The following is a 22,530-nucleotide window of genomic DNA, read 5'->3' as shown; positions in this document are numbered from 1 at the left end:
TCACGTGCCAGCAACCGTGCGCCGACGTACACTCGCTGTCCACAATGGACAACCGGTGATCACAGTTCTGCCAGGCGACGTTCGAGGTAACGGCGTTCCGGGGCGTTGCCCACCAGCGCCAACGCCTCGCGGTACGCCGCTGCCGCCTCCTCGGCGCGGCCCATCCGGCGCAGCAGGTCGGCGCGGGCCGCCGGCAGGAGGTGGTAGCCGGCCAGGCGGCGGTCGGCTGCCAGCTCGTCGAGGAGTTCCAGACCCGCCTCCGGGCCGTGCACCATGGCCACGGCCACCGCCCGGTTGAGGTCCACCAGCGGCGACGGCGCGGTCGCGCGCAGTACGTCGTAGAGCGCCGTCACCTGTGGCCAGTCCGTCGTCGCCACGTTCGCCGCCTCGTCGTGTACGGCGGCGATGGCCGCTTGGATGGCGTACGGGCCGGGCCGCCCGCCGGACAGCGCCTCGACCACCAGGTGGCGCCCCTCGGCGATCTTGTCGGCGTCCCACAGCGACCGGTTCTGGTCGTCGAGGAGCACCAGCTCGCCGCTGGCGTCCACGCGGGCGGCCCGCCTGGCGTCGACAAGCAGCATGAGCGCCAGCAGCCCGGCGACCTCGCGCTGGTTCGGTAGGAGCCGGTGCAGGATGCGGCCGAGGCGGACGGCTTCGTCGGCGAGATCCGCCCGGACGAGCTCCGGGCCGTTCGTGGCCGCATACCCCTCCGTGAAGATCACGTACACCACACGCAGCACGGCGGGCAGCCGGGTCGGCAGCTCGGCGGCGTCCGGTACGCGAAAGGGAATGCGCGCGTCGCGGATCTTGCGCTTTGCGCGGACCACGCGCTGCGCGATCGTCGGGGTTGGCACCAGGAACGCCCGCGCGACCTCCGGCGTCGTCAGGCCCGCCAGGCACGTCAACGTCAGCGCGGTCTGCGCCTCCAGGGCGAGCGCCGGGTGGCAGCAGGTGAAGAAGAGGTGCAGCCGTTCATCGGGCTCGTCGTCCCAGTCCGGCTCCCTCGGCGGGGGCGGCGGCTCCGGACGGTCGGCCTCGACGCGGAGCAGGGCGAGGCGGGCGGCGAGCGTGCGGTTCTTGCGGACGATGTCGACGGCCCGGTGGCGGGCCACGGTGAGTAGCCAGGCCGCCGGACGGGCGGGCACCCCGTCGCGGGGCCACCGCGCGAGAGCGGTGGCCACCGCGTCGGAGGCGACCTCCTCGGCAAGGTCAAGGTCGCCGAGGGTACGCACGAGCGTCGCAAGCAGGCGGCCCCACTCCTCGCGGAAGACCGCCTCGACCGAGTCGGCGGCGTTCGTCATTGGCGCCTCACTCAGGCTGCTCGAACTCCATGATCGGCCGGACCTCGACCGCGCCGTACTTGGCGCCCGGGCAACGCGCGGCCCACTCCAGGGCGCTGTCGAGGTCGGGCACGTCGATCAGGTAGTAGCCGCCGAGCACCTCGCGGGTCTCGGCGAACGGCCCGTCGGTCACGAGCCGCTCCCCGTCCTTCACCCGGACGGTGGTGGCGGTGGCGGTGGGCTGGAGCGCGTCGCTGCCCTCCTTGACGCCGGCGTCGGCGACCGCCTTCTCGTACGCCCAGTACTCGCCCATGACCTGCTCGACATCGGCCGGGTCGGGCGCGCCGGTCTGCTCCTCGGTGTAGATCAACAACATGTACCGCATGGTGTCTCCCGAGCTCCGTGATGACCGCCTACCGGTCACCTCTCATCCTGACGACGCGGCACCGGTCCGGAATCGACATCCCCGCCAAACCTTCTTCCGGCACCGCCGCCATGATCCGCTCTCGCCCTCGACGGGCCGCTAGGTTAGCCTTGCCTTACTGTCGACTCGATCAGGGTGGTGGCGTGGGGGTCCTGGGGCGCGCGGTCGCCGGCCAGTGGCGGTACGTGGCGGTCGCGGCGGTGCTGGGCGCTGCCCACCAGGCGGGCGAGGCACTGGTACCGGTCATCATCGGCGTGGTCATCGACGAAGCGGTGTCGACCGGCGACAGCGACGCGCTGCTGCTCTGGATCGCCGTGCTCGCCGTGGTATTTGCCGGACTGTCGGCGAGCTGGCGGTTCGCGGCCCGCGCCGCCGAGCGCGCCTCCGAACGCGCCGGCCACGACATCCGGATCGGCCTGACGCGCCGGGTACTCATGCCGCGCGGTGGCGCCGAGACCGGCCGGCTCGCCGGTGCGCTCGCAAGCATCGCCACCAGCGACGCGCGCCGCGTCGGCCTGGTCAACACGGTGCTGCCGGCCGGCACGGCGGCGCTCAGCGGCATCCTCGTCAGCGCGGTGGCGCTGCTTCGTGTCTCGGTGCCCCTCGGGCTGCTCGTGCTGCTCGCCGCGCCGCCCGTGCTGTGGGCCGGGCACGTGCTCGGCTCGCGGCTGGAACGCCGCAGCGCCGTCGAGCAGGAACGCGCCGCCCACGCCTCGGGCGTCGCCGCCGACCTGGTCGCTGGGCTGCGGGTGCTGAAGGGGATCGGCGCCGAGGGCGCTGCGGTCGCGCGCTACCGGCGTACCAGCCAGGAGTCCTTGGCCGCCACGCTGCGTGCGGCCCGCACGCAGGCCTGGCACGACGGCGCCATCCTGGCGCTCACCGGCATCTTCATCGCCGCGGTCGCGCTCGTCGGCGGCCGCCTGGCCGCGCGCGGCGACATCACCGTCGGCGAACTGGTCGCGGCCGTCGGCCTGGCGCTGTTCCTGTTGGGACCGCTCCAGCTGTTCGCGTGGGTCAACGGCCAGATCGCGCAGGGCCGCGCCTCCGCGGCGCGCGTCGCCCAGGTGCTTGCCGCGCCGCCGCTGCTGTCCGCCGGCGACGCACGGCCGCGCGAGCCAGTTCTCGGCCGCGTACTGGTCAACGGCGTGACCCACGGGCCGCTGCGCGACCTGCACCTGGAGGTGGCACCTGGCGAGTTGCTCGGTGTCGTGGCAGCCGATCCGGCCGCCGCCACCGCGCTGCTGGAGTGCCTTGCCCGCACCGCTGATCCGGCCGCGGGCACCGTGGAGCTGGACGGCGTTCCACTGTCCACACTCGACCCCGCTGAGGTACGCGTCGCGATCCTGCCCGCCGCGCACGACGCGGACCTGTTTGAGGGCACACTCAGCGACAACGTGACCGCCGGCGCGCCGGCCGACCGGGTACCGGATGCGATGGCAGCCGCCGCGGCGGACGAGGTGGCCGCGACACTGCCGGACGGCGGCGACACGGTGCTCGCCGAACGGGCCCGCTCCCTGTCCGGCGGTCAGCGCCAACGGGTCGCGCTGGCCCGTGCGCTGGCCGCCGACCCACCGGTACTGCTGCTGCACGACCCGACCACTGCCGTCGACGCGGTCACCGAAGCGCGGATGGCCACCGGGGTCCGCGAGTTGCGACGTGGGCGTACCACGGTGGTCGTGACGACCAGCCCGGCGCTGCTCGCGGCGACCGACCGGGTCGTGGTCGTGGCCGGCGGCGCGGTCGCCGCCGAAGGCCGGCACGCCGACCTCGTCCGGTCCAATCCGGACTACCGCGCGACAGTACTGTCCTAGGAGGACCATGGAGCTGCTGCCCACCGCCGAGCCCGGCCGCGTGCGTGCGGTCGTGGCGGGGCTGCTCCGCGCACGCCGCGGCCTGGCCGTCGCCGCGTTCGGTGTGCTCGTCGCGGCGACCGCCACCGGTCTGCTGACCGCGCCGCTGCTCGGTCACGTGGTCGACCTGGTCGCCGACGGCCGGCCGCCCAGCGCGCTCACCACGCCGGTGGTGCTGCTCGTGCTGATCGCCGTGGTGCAGGGTGTGCTGACCGCGTACGGCGTGAGTCTGGTGGCCAGGCTCGGCGAGGGGATGCTGGCGCAGCTGCGCGAACGCTTCGTGGAACGGGCGCTACGTCTGCCACTCGACCAAGTGGAGCGGGCCGGCTCGGGCGACCTGACCGCCCGGGTGACGGCCGACGTGTCCATCGTCGCGGAGGCGGTGCGCCGCGCGCTCCCCCAGCTCGCGCGGTCCGGCCTGACCATCGGGCTGACCCTGGTCGGATTGGCGGTGCTGGACTGGCGCTTCTTCGTCGCCGCGCTGCTGGCGGTGCCGATCCAGGCGCACACCGTGCGGTGGTACGTGGGGCGGGCGATCCCTTTGTACGCCAGGCAACGCGTCGCCGTCGGCGCGCAGCAGCAGCAACTGCTCGACACGGTGGGCGGCGCGGCGACGGTGCGCGCGTTTCGCCTCGGCGACCGGCACGTCGCGCTCGTCGCGTCGCGCTCGGAGGAGACGGTGTCGCTGGCGCTGCGCGCGATCCGGCTGATGACACGCTTCTACGGCCGGCTCAACGTGGCGGAGTACGTGGGTCTGTCCGCGGTGCTGGTGGTCGGGTTCCTGCTGGTGCGCGCGGACGCGGTGACCATCGGCACGGCCACGGCCGCGGCGCTGTACTTCCACAACCTGTTCGGCCCGATCAATATCGCGCTGGCGCTGGCCGACGACGCCCAGGTGGCGGCGGCCGGCCTGGCCCGCCTGGTGGGCGTGGCCGACCTGCCCGCGTCGTCGGCACCGGCCACCTCCGTATCGGTCGACGGCTCCGTCAAAGCAGCCGGCCTCGGACACTCCTATGTGGCCGGACATGTGGTGCTGCGCGGCGTCGACCTCGACATCGCGCCCGGCGAGCGGGTCGCGCTCGTCGGGGCGAGCGGCGCCGGTAAGAGCACCGTGGCGAAGCTCGTCGCCGGTGTCCACCATCCCACCAGCGGCACCGTGACGATCGGCAGCGAACCCGTCGACGAGCACGCCACCGGCCGGACGGTCGCCCTGGTGACCCAGGAGATGCACGTCTTCGCCGGCCGGCTCGACGACGACCTGCGGCTGGCCCGCCCGGCCGCTTCCCTGGAGGAGTTGCGGGCAGCGCTGGACACCGTGGGCGCCCTGGAATGGGCCGAAGCGCTGCCCCACGGGCTGGCCACAGTGGTCGGTGAGGGTGGCCACAAGCTGACCGCCACCCAGGCCCAGCAGCTGGCCCTCGCCCGCATCGTCCTGGCCGACCCGCCGGTGGCGGTACTCGACGAGGCGACCGCCGAAGCCGGCAGCGCCGGCGCGCGGGTGCTGGAGGAGGCGGCGGCGCGCGCGCTGGAAGGCCGGACCGCACTGGTGGTGGCGCACCGCCTGACCCAGGCCGCGACCGCCGACCGCGTCATCGTCCTCGACGCCGGCCGCGTCGTTGAGTCCGGCCCTCACGACGCCCTTCTGGCATCCGACGGCCCGTACGCCGCACTATGGAAGGCCTGGTCCACCACCCGCCCGAGTGGTAAGCCTTGACAGGCAAGTCTCGATTGTGGATCCTTGTCCGGCGTGTCTTAGCACCCATTCGCCCCGGCGCCCTTAGCCTGAGCGCCACGCTCTAGATAGGGAGAAAAGTGGCCACAGGTGTTGGTGGCGAAGACGTTTCGCTTACATGGCGCGACGCTTCACCAATGGGGTCCTGGCGTCGCGCAGCCTACTGCGAACACAACGCCTGTATAGAAGTATCGGTCAGCTTCGCAAAAGGGATGGTAGCCGTCCGCGACAGCAAGGACGACACCGGTCCCGTTCTCGCTTTCCACCGCCGCGATTGGTCGGACTTTATTGCTGGAATTCAAGCCGGCCAGATTCGTGAGAAATAGTCGCTATCGAATCCTGCCGCGAGATCGTCCGTGTCGCGCGGCAGGATCGCGCCCCCCTCGTCACCCGTCTCGGCCACCAGCACGACGAGCGCGAATTATCGATACGGCCCGAAGTCCAGCGAGCCCCAACGCGACGCCGGCCAGCACCACGCCGGCATTCGCCGGCACCGTGGGCCGTCGTTGCGGCTCGACGGCTTGCGGCTGAACCACTTCGATCTCACTCTGCGGGTGTCGCGCGTACTCCGCCTCGACAATGTCAAAGAAACGGCGACGCGCGTTGTTGCTCCGGTTCGAAGCCCACAGAGGACGGGCCCGCCCCCAGAACACCCGGGCGCCCTCCACCTGGAACTGGTCTCGGATGTGCTCCCGCAGGCTGCCCTCGGGAACGTACTTCGTGGCGTACCCCATCTCAAGGTACTTGAAGAGTAAGTTCAAGTAGATCTCGCGGCGCCACTGTTCGCGCGAAACACCGAGCGAGGTCGGCGAAATCGTGGCAAGCATCGGATCTTCCAGCAGCAGTCGCATCAGTTCTAACTGCATGACGCGCATTGCTTGAATCTGTCCGACCCGCAACTGTCTACTTTGGACTATAAGCGAAATGGCGACACCTACTACGGCCAGACCCGAAAGCACGGCCGAGGCGGCGCCGTACGTTTCCCCAATATCGCTCAACCGAGCCCAGTCCACCCCGACGGTTTGATCAGCGATCAGCACGACAGCAAGCGGCGAGGCGACGAGTGCGATCACGACCACCAGGATCCCCGTCGAAACACCGACGACTCCGAGAAGTGGCCGCATCGAGCGGCCACTCCCATCTTTCAAGGTCGCCTTTTCGCTCCCCATACATCAAGAGAACCACATTCGGTCGAGAAGGGATCTCGGCTATTGATCGAGGTTTGGGTCAGGTGGTCGTTGGTTGGCGAAGGGACCTTGGGCGCAGGTCGCGCCAATGGTCTTCGACGAACGCGAGGCAGGCGTCGCGGGTGTCCTCGCCGAAGATCGCGGTCCAGCCGTCCGGCACCGCCACGAACGACGGCCACAGCGAGTGCTGGTCTTCGGCGTTGACCAGGACCAGGTACCGGCCGGCGGGGTCTTCGAACGGGTTGGTCATCACTTCTCCCAGGTGAATGCGGTAAGGGCGCGGAACCACGACTCGGCTAGGTCGCGGACGGCCGACTCGGGCAGGACCGCGTCGGGCCAGATCCAGGTGGCGCACAGGTGTGGCCCGTCGGGGCGGTCTTCGGTGTGCGCGTTGACGGACAGCGCGAACCGGTGTGGCATGTCCGGGTCGACGCCGATGTCGAGCGCGTCCGTCTCCGGCGCGAACGCCCAATCCGCCCCATCGGGCAGGTCGAACCGGCCGAGGTAGTTGAACTCGATCGGCGGTACGCCCAGGGCTTCGAGCGCCGGGCGGGTACGCGGGTTGAGGTGCCGCAGCAGGCCGAATCCGAGGCCACCGTCTGGAATGGACGCCAGCGTCGCGCGGATCCGGGCGAGGGCCTGCGCGGGCGGGAGGCCGGCCTCGCCGGGATCTAGGAGGATCGGGTACAGCGTGGTGAACCAGCCGACCGTGCGGGACAGGTCGGCACCGCTGCCCGCCTCTTCCTGGCGGCCGTGCCCCTCCAGCGCCACCGACACCGAGCGCCCGGATGCCCCGCGCCGCTCTCGCCATTCGGCCACGGCCAGCGCGAGCCCGGTCAGGAACACGTCGTTGACGCCTCCGTCGTGCGCCGCCGGCACCGAGGTGAGCAGCTTGCCGGTGACGTCCGGCGGGAGCGTGAGGGTGAGCTGGCGCGCGGTGGCCGCCACGTCGCGGGAGGGGTCGACGGGCCGGTCGAGCGGCAGCGGGTCGCCGCCGGTCAGCATCCGCGTCCACAGTGGCAGCTCGGCTTCCCGCGCCGGTTCGGTGGCTTGCGCGGCCAGCAGCGTGGCCCAGCGGCGGAACGACGTGGGCACCGGCGCCGGCGGCGTGCCGTCACGCCACGCGGCTTCCAGGTCGGCGAGGATCACCCGCCACGATACCCAGTCGACCGCGAAATGGTGGGCGACGAGCAGCAGCCGGCCCGGCTCGGAACCGGCGTCGAACCACACCGCCTGCACCAGGAGGCCGGCATCGGGGTCGAGGCGGCGCTGCGCGGCCCGCGCCTCGGCCGTGATGACCGTGCGCGGGTCGGCACCGTCCACGGCCACCCGTCGAAGCTCGAAGCTGGGCGCGCCGGGTGACGGTACCTCCATCGTGGACTCCGCGAGGCGGGCGCGCAGCATGTCGTGCCGGTTCACCACCTGGCGCAGGGCCGCGGCGAGCCGCGCCTCCCCCAGCCCGGCGGGCACCTGGAGCAGGACCGACTGGTTGTACCCGCGCAGCGAGCCGCCGCCCTCCCGCACCCAGCGCAGGATCGGGGTGAGCGGCACGCTGCCGGTGCCGTCGTCGGAGGTCACCACCGCCGCCGAGTCAGCCACCGCCGCCAGCCCGGCGACCGTGCGGTGCTGGAGCACCATGCGTGGCGTCACCGCGAGCCCGACCTGACGCGCGCGGCGGACGAGCTGGATCGCCACGATGCTGTCGCCGCCGAGCGCGAAGAAATCGTCGTCGACGCCGACCTCGGGCACCTTCAGCACCTCGGCGAAGAGCGCGCACAGTGCCCGTTCCCGGTCGTCGCGCGGCGGCCGGCCGGTGGCGGCGAACACCGGTGCGGGCAGCGCGCGCCGGTTCAGCTTCCCGTTCGGTGTGAGCGGCAGCGGGCCGTCGAGCACCACCATCGCGGCCGGCACCATGTAGTCGGGCAGCAGCGCGGCGACGTACGCGCGAACCTCCGCGCCGTCGACGGGACGGCCGCTGAGCTGGTTGGCGCTCGCTCCGCTCACGCGGGCTCCGCGGCCTGAGAGGCGCCGCCTTCCCTCGTGCCACGCATCGACTTCGTCGGCGCGTCGCTCAGTCCAGGCGCCGCCGGCCCCGAAGCCGGGGACGGCGTACCCGATCAGGCGCTTGCCGTCGGCGACGACAGCGGCTTGCGCGACGTCCGGATGGCGTGCGATGGCCGCCTCTACCTCGCCCAGCTCGACCCGGAACCCGCGGATCTTCACCTGGTCGTCGACCCGGCCGAGGAAGTCGATGGTGCCGTCGGGTCGCCAGCGCGCCCGGTCGCCGGTGCGGTACATGCGCGCGCCGGGCGGGCCGAACGGGTCCGCGACGAACCGGGACGCGGTCAGCCCGTGCCGCCCGAGGTATCCGCGCGCCAGGCCGCGCCCGCCGACGTACAGTTCACCGACCACGCCCGGCGGCACCGGACACATCGCACCGTCCAGGATGTACGTGCGTGTGTTCGGATCCGGTACGCCGATGGGGATCGCGCCTTCCCAGCCCGGCTCGGCGTCCCACAGTGTGGAGTTGACTGTCGCCTCGGTCAGCCCGTACGCGGCGAACACGCGCAGCCGCCGCGCCCACCGTCCGACCAGGTCCGGCGGCACCGTCTCGGTGCCCACCAGCAGCACCGCGCCCTCGGGCAGCTCGCACTCGGCGGGCAGCGCCGACACCAGCGACGGCGGCAGGATCATGTGGCTGATCCGCTGCTCGAGGAGCAGGTCGGTGAGCACCTTGTCGGGCACCCGGGCCTCGTCGGGCACCAGCACGAGGGTGGCTCCGACGCAGAGCGCCATCGCGAGCTCGAACACCGCCACGTCGAAGCCGAACGAGGCGAACTGGAGCACCCGGCTGTCCGGCCCGACGCCCATGCGGTCGACGGCGGTGGCGACGAGGCTGCTGATCCCCTCGTGCGGCAGCACGACGCCCTTGGGACGGCCGGTCGAGCCCGAGGTGTAGATGACGTAGGCCGCCTGGTCGAGAGCCACATCAGCCGCTGGCGGCGGGGTGTCCAGCGCCAGGTTCGAGGGCGTCAGCACGAGCGACGCGCCGGAGTCCGCCACCATGTAGGCGAGGCGGTCCTCGGGCTGGTTGGTGTCGAGCGGCAGGTAGGCGGCGCCGAGGCGGAGTACGCCAAGGACGGCGGCGACCATCTCGACCGACCGGGGCACCGCGATGCCGACCACGTCTTCCGGCCCCACGCCCTTGGCGGCGAGCCCGCCGGCGACCCGGCCCGCGAGCGCGTCCAGCTCCGCATAGGACACCGAGCGGTCGCCGTCCACGACAGCCACCGCGTGCGGCCGTTCGGCCACCTGCCGGGCGAACAGCACCGTGAACGGCTCCTCGGGCACCACCCGGTCGGTGGCGTTGAAGTCGCGCAGCACCAGCCGGCGCTCGTCGTCGCCGAGAACGTCGACCCGGCCGACGGGCACGGTGGGATCGGCGGTGACGGCCTCGACGAGCCGGACCAGGCGCTGGCCCAGGCGGGCGATGGCCTCCGCCTCGAAGAGCCCGGTGCGGTACTCGATGAGCACGTCGAGCCCATCGGGCCGCTCGACGAAAGCGAACACCAGGTCGAACCGCGCGGTGCCGGTCTCGCCGTGCTCCGGGGTGACGGTCAGCCCGGCCAGGTCGAAGTCCACATCGGAGCGGTTGCGGTACACCACCATGACCTGGAAGAGCGGGTTGCTGGCCAGGGACCGGTCCGGGTTGAGCTCCTTGACGACGGCCTCGAACGGCACGTCCTGGTGCGAGAACGCGGCCAGGTCGGCCTCCCGCACCCGGGCCACCAGCTCGGCGAAGCCCGGGTCGCCGGACAGGTCGGTGCGCAGCACCAGCGTGTTGACGAAGAAGCCCACCAGGTCGTCGAGCGCCTCGTCGGTGCGGCCGGCGATCGGGGCGCCGAGCGGGATGTCGGTGCCCGCGCCGAGCCGGTGCAGCAGCGCGGCCACGGCGGCGCGCGCCAGCATGAACATGCTCGCGCCGGCCTGAAGCGCGAGGCGGCGCAGGCCTTGGCTGGCGGTCGCGCCGAGGTCGACCGTGAGGGCGGCGCCACCGTTGCCGCTGTCGCGACCGGTCGCGCCGGGCAGCTCCAGCCGCTCCGGCATGCCGGTGAGGGCGGTGCGCCACCAGGCGAGCTGCCGGCCCGCGAGGCTGTCCGGATCGGACTCGTCGCCGAGCAGATCCCGCTGCCAGAGCGTGTAGTCGGCGTACTGGACCGGAAGCGGCGCCCAGTCCGGTGCCGCGCCGGCGACGCGGGCGGTGTACGCGGTGGACAGGTCGCGCAGGAACGGCCCGTCCGACCACTCGTCGGTGGTGATGTGGTGCAGCAGCACGACAACCACGTGGTCGTCGGGTCCGTCAGACACGACGGTCACCCTGACCGGCAGGTCAGCCGCCAGGTCGAACGGCCGGCGCACGGCCGCCTCGACCACCGCCGCCGGGTCACCGTCCGCGACCTCGATGACCGGGCACGCCGACGCGGCCGGCACGACCCGTTGGATGGGCCGCCCGTCCCGCTCGTCGAACACCGTGCGCAGCGCCTCGTGTCGCGCCACGACGTCACCGAGCGCGGCCTGGAGCGCGGCCAGATCCAGCGCGCCGCGCACCCGCATGACGATCGGGAAGTTGTACGCCGCGGTGCCGCCGTCGAGCTGCTGGAGCACCCAGAGCCGCTGCTGTGCGTACGAGGCGGGGATCTCCGCCGGCCTCGGCCTGGGCACGAGCGCCGGACGCCGCTCCGACCGGCCGCCCGCCCGTGCGGCCAGCTCGGCCACGGTGCGGGCCTCGAACAGGTCGCGGATCGCCAGCTCGGTGCCGAGCGCGGTGCGCGCCCGGCTGACGAGGCGGGTGGCGAGCAGCGAGTGGCCACCGAGGTCGAAGAAGTCCTCCTCGACGCCCACCTCCGGCAGGTCGAGCACCTCGGCGAACAGTCCACACAGGACCTGCTCGGCCGGGGTCTCGGCGGGACGGCTGGCGCCTCGCTGAACGGCCGGCTCGGCGTCCGGCAGCGCCCCCCGATCGAGCTTGCCGTTGACGGTGAGCGGCAGCCGGTCGAGGGTGACGAAGGCGCCCGGCACCATGTAGTCGGGCAGCGTGCGCTTGAGGTGCTCGCGCAGCCGGTGCGCCAGCGCGCTCGCGTCGCGGGCGGCCGCCGGGTCGTTGGTCAGCGGGCGGCCGCCGGCCGGCACGTGCGGCACGACGGCGGGCTCGCGCAGGAACACGGCGTCCAGGCTGCCGTCCGCGTCCGCCGACCAGCTCACGTGCGCGGCACCCAGCTCATACAGATCCTCGACCTCGACGCCGCCGTCGACCCCGAGCCGCGCGTTGGGTATCCCCGTGACGCGCACCCCGTGATCGACGCGTCGGTCAAGCTGCTCCAGCGACGTGAACGGCGCGATGGTCACGGGGGGTGGGCTGGCAGGCGAGGTGTGGAGCACCGCGTCGTAGCGGTATCTGGTGAGCTCGTTGTGGTGGCGTCCGCGACGGACGCGCACCGTCGCGGTGGCGCGCGGCAGCGTGGCGAAGTAGTCGGGGTCGACCAGGAGTTCCTTTTCGGACACCGAGGCCCGGCGCGCGGTGGCCGGGTCGGTGCCGCGCGCAGCGGCCACGCCGGCGTGGAAGTGCTCGGCGAGCCGCAGGTTTCGCACGTCGCCGACGAAGACGTGCCCACCCGGCACCACGAGGTCGAGCGCGGCGGTCAGCACCGACGTGAGGTACGCGGCGCTCGGGAAGTACTGGATGACCGAGTTGACGACGACGGTGTCGAAGAAGCCGCCCGGCAGCCCGGACAGGTCGTCGGCCGGCTGGCAGCGCAGCTCGACCCGGCCCGCGAGACGCGGGTCGGCCGCGACCGCGGCGCGCAGCGCCTCGATGACCGAGGGCGCGAAGTCGGTGCCCCAGTACGCCTCGCAGTCGGGTGCGAGCCGGCCAAGCAGGAGTCCACTACCGACGCCGATCTCCAGGACACGCCGGGGATTCAGTGATCTGATGTGCGCGACCGTGGTATCGCGCCACTCCCGCATGTCGGAAAGCGGGATCGGCTGCCCGTCGTAGCTGCTGTCCCAGCCGGAGAAGTCCTCCTTGGACAGGGCCGTGCCGATCGCGGCGTACTCGGCGTCGTAGATCTGCTGCCACTCACCGATCTGGGCCCGCTCGACCTCGGCCCGCTCCGACGAGAGCGGGGCCGGCACGACGTACCCGATCAGCCGGTCGTCGCGGACGGCGACCGCCGCCTGCGCCACCTGCTCGTGCGCCCCGAGGACCGACTCGATCTCGCCCAGCTCGACCCGGTACCCCCGGATCTTGATCTGGTCGTCGGTGCGGCCGAGGAAGTCGATGTTTCCGTCGGGCCGGCGGCGCACCAGGTCGCCGGTGCGGTACATACGGCCGCCGGGCGGCCCGAACGGGTCCGCGACGAACCGGTGCGCGGTCAGCCCCGGCCGGTCGAGGTAGCCGCGCGCCAGCCCGACACCACTGATGTACAGCTCACCGGCCGCTCCGTCCGGCACCGGCCGCAGCCAGGTGTCGAGGATGTGCGCGCGGGTGTTCCAGATAGGACGGCCGACGGTCGGGGTGTCGCTGTCGAGGGTGCCACCGCCGAGAGTGTTGATGGTGTACTCGGTCGGCCCGTACAGGTTGTATCCGAAGGTGCCCTCGGTGTCGCGCAGCCGCGCCCACACCGCGTCCGAGACCGCCTCGCCGCCGAGCAGCACGAGCGGCGGCCGGTGCGCTCCGTCCAGCAGCCCTTCCGCGAAGAGGTGGTGCGCGTACGTCGGCGTCACGTTGACCACGTCGATCTGGTGCCGGTGGCAGTACGCGACCAGCGCCTCCGCGTCGCGGCGCAGCTCCTCGTCACAGACGTGCACCTCGTGGCCCTCGACGAGCCAGAGCAGCTCCTCCCACGACATGTCGAACGCGAACGACACGGTGTGGGCGATGCGCAGGCGGCGGCCACCCGCCGACTCGATCGTCGGGTCGAAGATGGCCTCGCGGTGGTTCAGCTGCATGTTGGTCAGGCCGCGGTACGGCGTGACGACGCCCTTCGGCCGGCCCGTCGAGCCGGAGGTGTAGATGACGTACGCCGGGTGCTCCAGCGGGAACCGCCGGTCCAGCGGCGCGGCCTTCAAAGTGGACAGTTCAGCGACCACCGCCGGGTCGTCCACGGCGACGCACTCGCCGGGCAGCCTGGCCGCCACCGCGCGGGTCGACAGCACGCACACCGGCCGCGCGTCGTCGAGCATCATGGCCAGCCGCTCGACCGGGTGGTCCAGCTCCAGCGGCAGGTACGCGGCGCCGGTGCGCAGCACGGCGAACAGCGCCACCACCATGTCGATGGAGCGGGGCAGCGCCAGCCCGACGACGGCTTCCGGCGCGGCGCCCCGTCGGGCGAGCAGCCTCGCCATGCGGTTGACTCGCGCGTCCAGGTCCGCGTAGCTGACCCGCTCGGCACCGAATACCAGCGCCACCTCGTCGGGCGTGCGCGCCGCCTGGGCGGCGAGCAGGTCGGCCACGGTCTCGTCGCCGACCGGGTGCGCGGTGGCGTCCCAGTCCCGGGCCAGCCGGTCACGCTCGCTGCCCGGTAGCACGTCGAGGCCGCCGACCGGTGCGTTGACGTCGGACACCAGGGCGTCGAGCGCGGCGGCGAACCGGTCCAGCACCTGCGCCGCCAGGCCGGCGTCGAGCACGTCCTGCCGGTACGCGAGCGTGGCGCGCAGCCGGTGCGCCGGGGTCACCACGACCGCCAGCGGGTAGTGGGTCGCGTCGACGCTGCCGACCTCGACGATCCCGTGGCGCTCCCGCAGGGCGGCCAGCTCGTCCTCGTCGCCGAGGTTCTGCAGCGCGAACAGGGTGTCGAAGAGCCGCGCGTGTGAGGTTTCCCGCTGCACGTCGCCGAGGCCAAGGTACTCGTGCGGCATCAGCGCGGTGCGCTCGGCCTGGAGCCTGCGCAGCAGCGCCGAGACGCTCTCGCGCGGGTCGAACGCCACCCGCACCGGCACGGTGTTGAGGAACAGGCCGATGGCGTTCTCTATGTGGTCGATGGGGGCGGTGCGACCGGCCACCGTCGCGCCGAACACGACGTCGTCGCGGCCGGCCACGTTGGACAGAACGAGCGCCCAGGCGGCGTTGAGCATCGTGTTGAGCGTGACGCCGAGCCGGCGGGCCGTGCCACGCAGCCGCTCGCTGACCTCCTCGCTGAGTTCCAGACGCAGCCGCTCCGGCAGCCCGGCGCCGGTCTGTGTTCCGCCCACGAGGGTCGGCTCATCCAGGCCGGCCAGAGCGTCGTGCCAGGCGCGAGCGGACGCCGCCGTGTCGCGGGTGCCGAGCCACGCCAGGTAGTCGCGGTACGAGCCCGCGGGCGCCAGGTCGCGGTCGTCGCTGCCGCTGGCGTACAGGCCGAGCAGCTGCTCCAGGAACACCGACGCCGACCACCCGTCCCACACCAGCACGTGGTGGCTGATGACGAGGCGGTCGCCGGCGTCGCCGAGCCGGATCAGCAGCAGCCGGAACAGCGGCGGGCGCGCTAGGTCGAAGCGCCGGGCCCGGTCCTCGGCCAGCACCTCGTCGAGCCGGGCACACCGCTCCTGCTCGGCCAGGTCCGACAGCTCCACAACGGACAGCGGCACGCCGGGCTCGACGGCCACGAACTGCACGGGCTGGGACAGGCCGTCGCTGGTGAAGCCGGCCCGGGTGCCCGGGTTGCGGGCCAGCAGCGCCGCGCATGCCGCCCGGAGCCGCTCCGGGTCGAGCCCGGCCGCCACGTCGAACGCCGCCTGCGCGGTGTACACGTCGATCCCGCCGCTGTCGTAGCTGGCGTGGAAGAACAGCCCTTCCTGGAGCGGTGAGAGCGGCCACACCTCGTCGAGCGGGCCGCCGCACACCCGGCGTACCCGATCGAGCTCTTCGGCGGTGAGGGTGACCAGCGGACGGCCGAGGGCCTGGTTCTCGGCGCCCGCCGTGGCCGCGAACGCGGCCAGCGCGGCCGGCGTCCGGTGCGTGAACACCTCGCGCGGCCCGACCTCCAGCCCGGCGGCCCGCGCCCGGCTGGCGACGGCGATGGACAGGATGCTGTCGCCGCCGAGTGCGAAAAAGTCGTCGGCTACGCCGACATCCTCGACTCCGAGCACCTCACCGAATACCTGGCAGAGGATCTGCTCGCGGCCGTCGCGTGGGGCGCGCGCCGCCGCCCGCTCGGCCACCGGCGCGGGCAGCGCGGCCCGGTCCACCTTGCCGCTCGGCGTGCGCGGCAACGCGTCCAGCAGGACGAGCGCGGACGGCACCATCGGCGCCGGCAGCGTCGCGGCCAGGGCGGCGCGCAGCGTCTCGGCGTCCACAGTGGCGCCGGATTCCGGTACCGCGTACCCGACGAGCCACGCCCCGCCCGGCCCGTCCGTGCGCGCCACGACGGCTGCCTCGGCGACCCCCGGCTCGGCGCGCAGGCGCGCCTCGACCTCACCCGGCTCGACCCGGTTGCCGCGGATCTTCACCTGCTGGTCGGCCCGTCCGAGGTACTCCAGCGTCCCGTCGGGGCGCCGCCGGACGCGGTCGCCGGTGCGGTACATCCGCTCACCCGGCCCGCCGAACGGGTCGGCGACGAACCGGTCCGCCGTCACGCCCGGCCGGCCGTGATAGCCGCGAGCCAGTTGGACGCCGGCGATGTACAGCTCGCCAATGGTCGCGGGGCGCAGCGCGCCGTCGAGGACGTACAGCCAGGTGTTCCACACCGGACGTCCGATGGGGACGACGCCGTCGCGCTCCCCTCCCGCCTCGTGGCAGGTGACCTGGATGGCGGTCTCGGTGGGGCCGTACACGTTGTACAGCGGCACGCCCGTCGCGGCACGCCAGCGGGCGGCCACCTCGGCCGGCAGCGCGTCGCCGCCGGCGAACACCCTTCGCAGGCTCGCGAATACACCAGGCTCCGTAGAGGCCGCGTCCGCGAACGCGCCCAGCACTGAGGAGACGGTGGTGAGTGTGGTGACGCCGTGCTCGGCGACGACGCGGGCCAGCACGCCGGGATCGCGGTGCGCCCCGCGCGGGGCGAGCACCACAGTGGCGCCCGCGCCGAGCGGCCAGAAGATCTCCAGGATCGACGGGTCGAAGCTCGCCGAGAGCTGGTGCAGCACCCGGTCGTCCGGGCCGAGCGGGAACCGGTCCTGCGCCCACGCCAGCTGCGCCGTCACGGCACGGTGCGTGACGAGCACACCCTTGGGCGTACCGGTCGAGCCGGACGTGTAGATGAGGTAGGCCGGGCTGTCGGGACGAGCCGCAGCCGGCGCGGGCGCCCCTTCGAGGTCAGCCATGACGTCGGGGGTCACCACGAAGGCGGCACCGGAGTCGGCCAGCATGAACGACACCCGGTCGGCCGGGTAGTCCACGTCGACCGGCAGGTAGGCGGCGCCCGACTTGAGCACCCCGAGCAGCGCGGCGATCAGGTCGGGCGAGCGCGGCAGGGCCACCGCGACGACCTGTTCCGGCCCGACGCCCCGGGCGCGCAGCAGGCCGGCGAGCACGGACGAACGGTGATCCAGCTCCCCGAAGGACACCGCCGTCCCATCCTCGACGACCGCCGTCGCACCGGGGCGCCGGGCGGCCTGTGCGGTGAACGCGTCCACGAGCGTGGCCGGCGCGAGCTCGCGCGCCTCGCCGGCCAGCGGGGATCGTTCCTCCATGGTGGACACGTCGACCCGGCCGGTCGGCTGGTCGGGGTCGGCCGCGATCGCCGACAGCACGAGCACCAGCTGGTCGGCGATCCGCCGCGCGGCCGCCCCGTCGACCCGAGAGGCGTCGTGCTTGAGCCGCAGCTCAAGCCGCTCGGTGGGCAGCACGATGACCGCCAGCGGGTAGTGGCCGGTGTCCACGTAGTCCAGTCCGGTGACGCGCAGCGCGCCACTGGGGTCGTGCAGCTCGCCGTCGACCGGGTAGTTCTCGACCACCACGAGGGTGTCGAAGAGGTCGCCCAGGCCGGCGAGGCGCTGCACCTCGGCCAGCCCGACGTGCTGGTGGTCCAGCAGATCCGTCTGGCCCGCCTGGAGGCGGCCCAGCACCTGACTGAGCGGCTGCTCAGGCCGGCAGCGCACCCGCACCGGCAGCGTGTTGATGAACAGGCCGACCATCGACTCGATGCCGTCGACCTCGGCCGCGCGGCCGGACACGGTGGTGCCGAAGACCACGTCGGAGCGGCCGGTCAGCCGGCTCAGCAGCAGGCCCCAGGCGCCCTGGATGGCTGTGCCGAGGGTCAGGCCGCGCTCGCGGGCGCGGGCGGCCAGGGCGGCGGTCAGCTCGGCCGGCAGGGCCACGCGGAGCTCGGCCGGGCGTGGAGCGGCCGCGACGCCCGCCCTCGCCAGCAGCGTGGGCTCGTCCACACCGTCGAGGGCGCGCCGCCAGGCGTCCAGGGCGGCTGTCCGGTCGCGCCCCGACAGCCAGCCCAGGTACGCCGGGTACGGGGTGACCTCCGGCAACTCGCCGCCGCCGTACCGGGACAGCAGCTCGCGCAGCAGCACCGACACCGACCAGCCGTCCGCCACGATGTGGTGGAACCGCAGCGCCAGCCAGTGCCGCGCCTCGTCGCCCCGGATCAGGGTGAACCGCAGCAGCGGCGGCTTCCCCAGGTCGAACGGCTCGCCGTCGCCGACCGCCGACGCGCGCGCGGCCCGCTCGCTGTCCGGGTACCCGGACAGGTCGACCTCCCGCCACGGCACCTCGACGTCGTCGGCGACCACCTGTACCACGCGGCCGTCGGCGCGCTGGTGGAAGCCGGCACGCAGCGGAGCGTGCCGGTCGAGCAGTGCCTGTGCCGCGTCACGCAGTGCCGCCGCGTCGAGCGGGCCGTGCAGCTCCACCATGAGCCGCACCGCGTACACATCGGACGCCGGGTCGAGGTGGGCGTGGAAGAAGAAGCCCTCCTGCAACGGGGTCAGCGGCAGGTCGCCGGCGAGGTCTCCCATGACGGCTGGACGCGACACCGTGCCGGCGGCAGCCGCCAGCGCGGCCACGGTGCGGCGCTGGAACACGTCACGCAGCGACAGCGCGATGCCGGCCTTCCGGGCCCGCGCGAGGAGCTGGACGGCGAGGATGCTGTCGCCACCCAGCGCGAAGAAGTCGTCGTCGATACCCAACCGCGGCACGTCGAGCAGCTCGGCGCAGAGCCCACAGAGGGTCTCCTCGCGGGCGTCCCGGGGCGGGCGGCCGGCGGCGAGCGCGGCGAAGTCGGGTGCCGGCAGGGCGGCCCGGTCGAGCTTGCCGCTCGTCGCGATCGGCAGCCGGTGCAGCGGCACGATCGCGGCCGGCAGCATGTACTCGGGCAGCCGCTCCCGCAGGTGCGACCGCACCGCCCGGGTGAGCGCGTTGACGTCCGGGAACGGCGCCGGGGTGTTGGCGTGCGGGCGAGCCGCGCAGCCGGGGCGGTAGGCGCAGCCGGAACCGTCGCGAGAGAACACGGCGTCGAACTCGCCCGCCTCGCCATCCGCCGACCAGGTGAGCGTCACCTGGTACCCGAGCGTCTCGGCCAGCTCGCGCACCGCCTCCGGTTCCACGCCCGCCGGGACGGGCGCGCCGCGCAGCGCGGCTAGGTCCGAGGCGAGCCGGGCGTTGGGCACGCCTTCGAGGCGCAGCAGTTCGGGCTGGTGCTCGCCGAGGTACGCCGCGACCTCGCCCAGGCCCGCCCACCGGTGGGCCGGTGCGGGCAGACCCGCCGCGGACACTCCCTTGTGTACCACCACGTCGTACCGGTACCGGGTCAGCTCATTGTGGTGCCGGCCCTGCTTGAGCAGGACATCGACGCGGCTGGAACCGGCGAGGGCGGTGAAGTAGTCGGGGTCGAGCAGCAGCTCGCGCTCCCAGGCGACGTCGCGCGCCACGGCCGCCGGGTCGGCCAGCTCAGCCCCGGACCGCGAGGCCAGCACGCCCGCCCGCAGGCACGGCAGCAGCCGCAGGTGGCGCACGTCGCCGACGAACACCCGGCCGCCCGGCACCACGAGGTCGAGCGCGTTCGAGAGGACACCTGTCAGGTAGGACGCGCTCGGGAAGTACTGCGCCACCGAGTTGACGACGACGGTGTCGAAGTACCCGGACGGCATGTCACCGAGGTCGTGTGCCGGCTGGGCGCGCAGCTCCACCCGATCGCTCAGCCCGAGGCCTGCGACCCGCGCGCGCAGCGCGTCGACCGCCTCGCTGGACAGGTCGATGCCCCAGTACGCCTCGGTGTGCGGCGCCACGCCGGTCAGGACCAGTCCAGTGCCGACGCCGATCTCCAGCACTCGGCGCGGGCCGAGCCCCAGCACCCGCGCCACGGTGGCGTCCCGCCACTCCCGCATCTCGTCGGGCGGGATCGGCTCACCGTCGTAGCTGCTGGTCCAGCCCGCGAACATGTCGCCGGCTCCGGTCGCGAAGAGCGCGTCGTGCGCCTCCCGCCAGCCGGTCAGCAGCGTTTCCTGGTCCGCCGCGGCGAGGTCCGGCACCACGTACCCGACCAGTCGCTTGGCGCCACCGCCGTCGGCGCGGGCCACCACGGCCGCCTGCGCCACAGCCGGGTGTCCACGCAGGACGGTCTCGATCTCGCCCGGCTCGATCCGGTATCCACGGATCTTGACCTGGTCGTCGGCGCGGCCGAGGAAGTCCAGCCGCCCGCCCGACAACCGCCGCACGAGGTCGCCGGTGCGGTACATCCGCTCCCCCGGCGCGAACGGGTTGGCGACGAAGCGCTCGGCGGTCAGCCCGGGGCGGCCGAGGTAGCCGCGCGCCAGGCCGGAGCCGCCCAGGTAAAGCTCACCCTCGACTGCCGGGCGCAGCTCGGCATCGAGCACGTACGCCGTGGTGCCCGGGTCCGCGATTCCGATGGGGACGGACCCGGTGGCCGGCCTGTCCGGATCACAGGAGCCCAGGGTGGAGTTGACGGTCGCCTCGGTCGGGCCGTACGCGTTGAACATCTTCAGGTCGCGGGCGTACCGGGCGACCAGTTCCGGCGACACCCGCTCGGTGCCGGCGAGCAGGGTGGCGCCCGGCGGCAGCGCGCAGTCCTCCGGCAGCGCCGCGAGCAGGGCGGGCGGCAGGATCATGAAGGTGGCGCCGTGCGCGTGGGCGTACTCGGTGAGCGCCGGACCGGGCACCCGCCGGTCGGCCGGCACGACGATGAGGCGGCCACCCGAGAGCAGGCCGAGGCACAGGTCCCAGAACGCCACGTCGAAGCTCGGCGACGCGAACTGGAGCACCCGGCTGTGCGGCCCGACGCCGAGCCGCTCGGTCTGGGTCGCGACGAGCTTCGCGACGCCCGCGTGCGACACCACCACGCCCTTGGGGCGGCCGGTCGAGCCGGAAGTGTAGATGACGTACGCGGCGTTCCCAGGGCTGAGCCCTGGCACGGGGTCGGTGTCCGGCTGCCCCTCACCGAGACCGTCCACCGTGGAGAGCTGACACACCGGTGCGGCGTCCGCCAGCATGTACGCGATCCGCTCGGCCGGGTAGTCCGGGTCGATCGGCAGGTAGGCGCCGCCGGCCTTGAGAACGGCCACCTGCGCCACGATCATGTCGGCCGACCGGGGCAGCGCCAGCGCCACCACGCGTTCCGGCGTCACCCCCTGGGCGATCAGGGCGTGTGCGAGCCGGTTGGCGCGGGCGTTCAGCTGCGCGTACGTCAGCTCCGTGTCCTCGAACACCAGCGCCACCGCGTCGGGCGCCCGCCGGACCTGTGCCTCGAACAGCTCCGGAAACGTCGCGAGCCTCACGCGCGAGCCACCCCTACCGCCTGCCGCTCCACGATGGACCGCAGGATGTCGGCGACCCGCATGGCCGTGTTCGACAGCAGCGACGACGTGATGCCGTGCGTGTGCTCGGTGCCGCCCTGCAGATAGACGCCGGCGCGCAGCTCGGGTGCGGTGACCACCCGGTAGTCGCGGGCCACCCGCAAGCGGCCGCGCTCGTCCTGCCGGCAGTACCGGCGGATGCCGCCAAGCAGGTGCGCGGGGTCCGCGGGCTGGTAGCCGGTCGCGTAGACCACCACGTCGGCGTCGAGCACGCTCTTCGTTCCGGTGGCGAGGGACTCGACGGTCACCTCGACCTTGTCACCGTTCTCGACCGCCTCGACGACGCGGGAGACGTTGAATAGCCGGAGCCGCTCCTCACCCAGCACCTTTTCCCTATAGACCCGGCGGTACAGGTCGGCGATGAGGTCGACGTCCACAACGGAGTAGTTGGTGTTGCCGTGGTAGTCGACCAGGGCCCGCTTGACGTCCTGCGGCGCGTCGTAGAACTCGCCGACGGCCGCGGGGTCGAAGATGCGGTTGGCGAACGAGCTGTCGTCGGCCGGGCTGTACCCGTACCGGGAGAAGACCGCGCACACCTCGGCGTTCGGGTAGCGCTGGTGCAGGTGGCCGGTGACCTCGGCGGCGCTCTGCCCGGCACCCACCACGACGAACCGGCGCGGCTTCTCGGAGAGGCCAGCAAGCCGGTCGAGCAGGTCGCTGTTGTGCCATATCCGGTCCGACACCGCGACACCGTCCGGTACGCAGGGCCGCAGGCCGGTGGCGAAGACGAGGTTGCGGGTCCGGTACACCGCCTCCTGGTCGCCGGCGCGCACCCGTACGTCGACGAACTCGACGCCGTCCTCACCGGACACCGGCTCGACGGCCACCACCTCGTGCCCGTACCGCACCTGGTCGTCGACCTGGGCGGCGGCCCATTCGAGGTAGTCGTGGAACTCCACGCGCAGCGGGAAGAGGTTCTTGTGGTTGATGAAGTCGATCAGCCGACCTCTGCTGTGCAGGTACCGCAGGAAGGTGAACTCGCTGCCGGGGTTTCGCAGCGTCACGAGGTCTTTGAGGAACGAGACCTGCATGGTCGCGTCGTCGAGAAGCATCCCCCGGTGCCAGCCGAACCGCGGCTGGCGTTCCAGGAAGACTCCGTCGAGTGGCCTCTCACTCTCCGTCAAGGCGATGGCGAGCGCCAGGTTGGAAGGGCCGAAGCCGATCCCCACGACGTCGTACACCGGTAGCTGCGACATGCCCGTCCCATCACTCGGCGTTGCGAACTTAGGACAGCCTTGCTTAAGTTACCGTGTTAGGCAAG

The 22,530-nt window shown here is 72.9% G+C and carries 9 protein-coding genes; 3 read left to right on the top strand and 6 right to left on the bottom strand.

The features are described from left to right. Positions 1-59: 59 nt before the first annotated feature. Together V6V89_RS12445 and V6V89_RS12440 are read right to left on the bottom strand one after the other, a co-directional pair. Positions 60-1,301 (bottom strand): RNA polymerase sigma factor, encoded by a 1,242-nt coding sequence (locus tag V6V89_RS12445; RefSeq protein ID WP_334619206.1) that lies wholly within the window; start codon positions 1,299-1,301, stop codon positions 60-62. Positions 1,302-1,308: 7 nt separating this feature from the next. Next, the gene (locus tag V6V89_RS12440; RefSeq protein WP_334619205.1) at positions 1,309-1,665 is read right to left on the bottom strand and encodes a YciI family protein; all 357 of its coding nucleotides are present in this window, start codon (positions 1,663-1,665) and stop codon (positions 1,309-1,311) included. Between the two features lie 182 nt (positions 1,666-1,847). Between V6V89_RS12440 and V6V89_RS12435 the strand changes: the two genes are divergently transcribed. The 3 genes from V6V89_RS12435 (at position 1,848) to V6V89_RS12425 (ending at position 5,612) form a co-directional block, all read left to right on the top strand. Further along, positions 1,848-3,515 (top strand): ABC transporter ATP-binding protein, encoded by a 1,668-nt coding sequence (locus V6V89_RS12435; protein WP_334619204.1) that lies wholly within the window; start codon positions 1,848-1,850, stop codon positions 3,513-3,515. Between the two features lie 7 nt (positions 3,516-3,522). Further along, a complete protein-coding gene (locus V6V89_RS12430) occupies positions 3,523-5,268 on the top strand; it encodes an ABC transporter ATP-binding protein (RefSeq protein ID WP_334619203.1) in 1,746 nt (581 codons plus the stop codon). 155 nt (positions 5,269-5,423) lie between these two features. Beyond that, positions 5,424-5,612 carry a DUF397 domain-containing protein gene (locus V6V89_RS12425; protein ID WP_334619223.1) on the top strand — a complete coding sequence of 63 codons (189 nt, stop codon included), beginning with the start codon at positions 5,424-5,426 and terminating at the stop codon, positions 5,610-5,612. A 60-nt stretch (positions 5,613-5,672) separates the two neighbouring features. Here the strand turns inward: V6V89_RS12425 and V6V89_RS12420 are convergent, their stop codons facing one another. The 4 genes from V6V89_RS12420 to V6V89_RS12405 all read right to left on the bottom strand — a co-directional run bounded on the left by V6V89_RS12420 (position 5,673) and on the right by V6V89_RS12405 (position 22,465). After that, positions 5,673-6,359, bottom strand: coding sequence for a DUF6082 family protein (locus V6V89_RS12420; protein WP_334619202.1), 687 nt, complete (start codon positions 6,357-6,359; stop codon positions 5,673-5,675). Positions 6,360-6,513: 154 nt separating this feature from the next. Further along, positions 6,514-6,726 (bottom strand): MbtH family protein, encoded by a 213-nt coding sequence (locus V6V89_RS12415; protein ID WP_334619201.1) that lies wholly within the window; start codon positions 6,724-6,726, stop codon positions 6,514-6,516. Next, positions 6,723-21,191, bottom strand: coding sequence for an amino acid adenylation domain-containing protein (locus tag V6V89_RS12410; protein ID WP_334619199.1), 14,469 nt, complete (start codon positions 21,189-21,191; stop codon positions 6,723-6,725). The genes V6V89_RS12415 and V6V89_RS12410 overlap by 4 nt, the downstream gene beginning before the upstream one ends. Further along, positions 21,188-22,465, bottom strand: coding sequence for a lysine N(6)-hydroxylase/L-ornithine N(5)-oxygenase family protein (locus V6V89_RS12405; protein ID WP_334619198.1), 1,278 nt, complete (start codon positions 22,463-22,465; stop codon positions 21,188-21,190). The genes V6V89_RS12410 and V6V89_RS12405 overlap by 4 nt, the downstream gene beginning before the upstream one ends. Between the last annotated feature and the right edge of the window lie 65 nt (positions 22,466-22,530).

Origin of the sequence: Micromonospora sp. CPCC 206061, assembly GCF_036906915.1 — a bacterium.
Classification (GTDB): Bacteria; Actinomycetota; Actinomycetes; order Mycobacteriales; family Micromonosporaceae; genus Phytohabitans.
The sequence above is the reverse complement of the archived record's forward strand: the minus strand, read 5'-3'. Positions and strand labels throughout refer to the sequence as shown.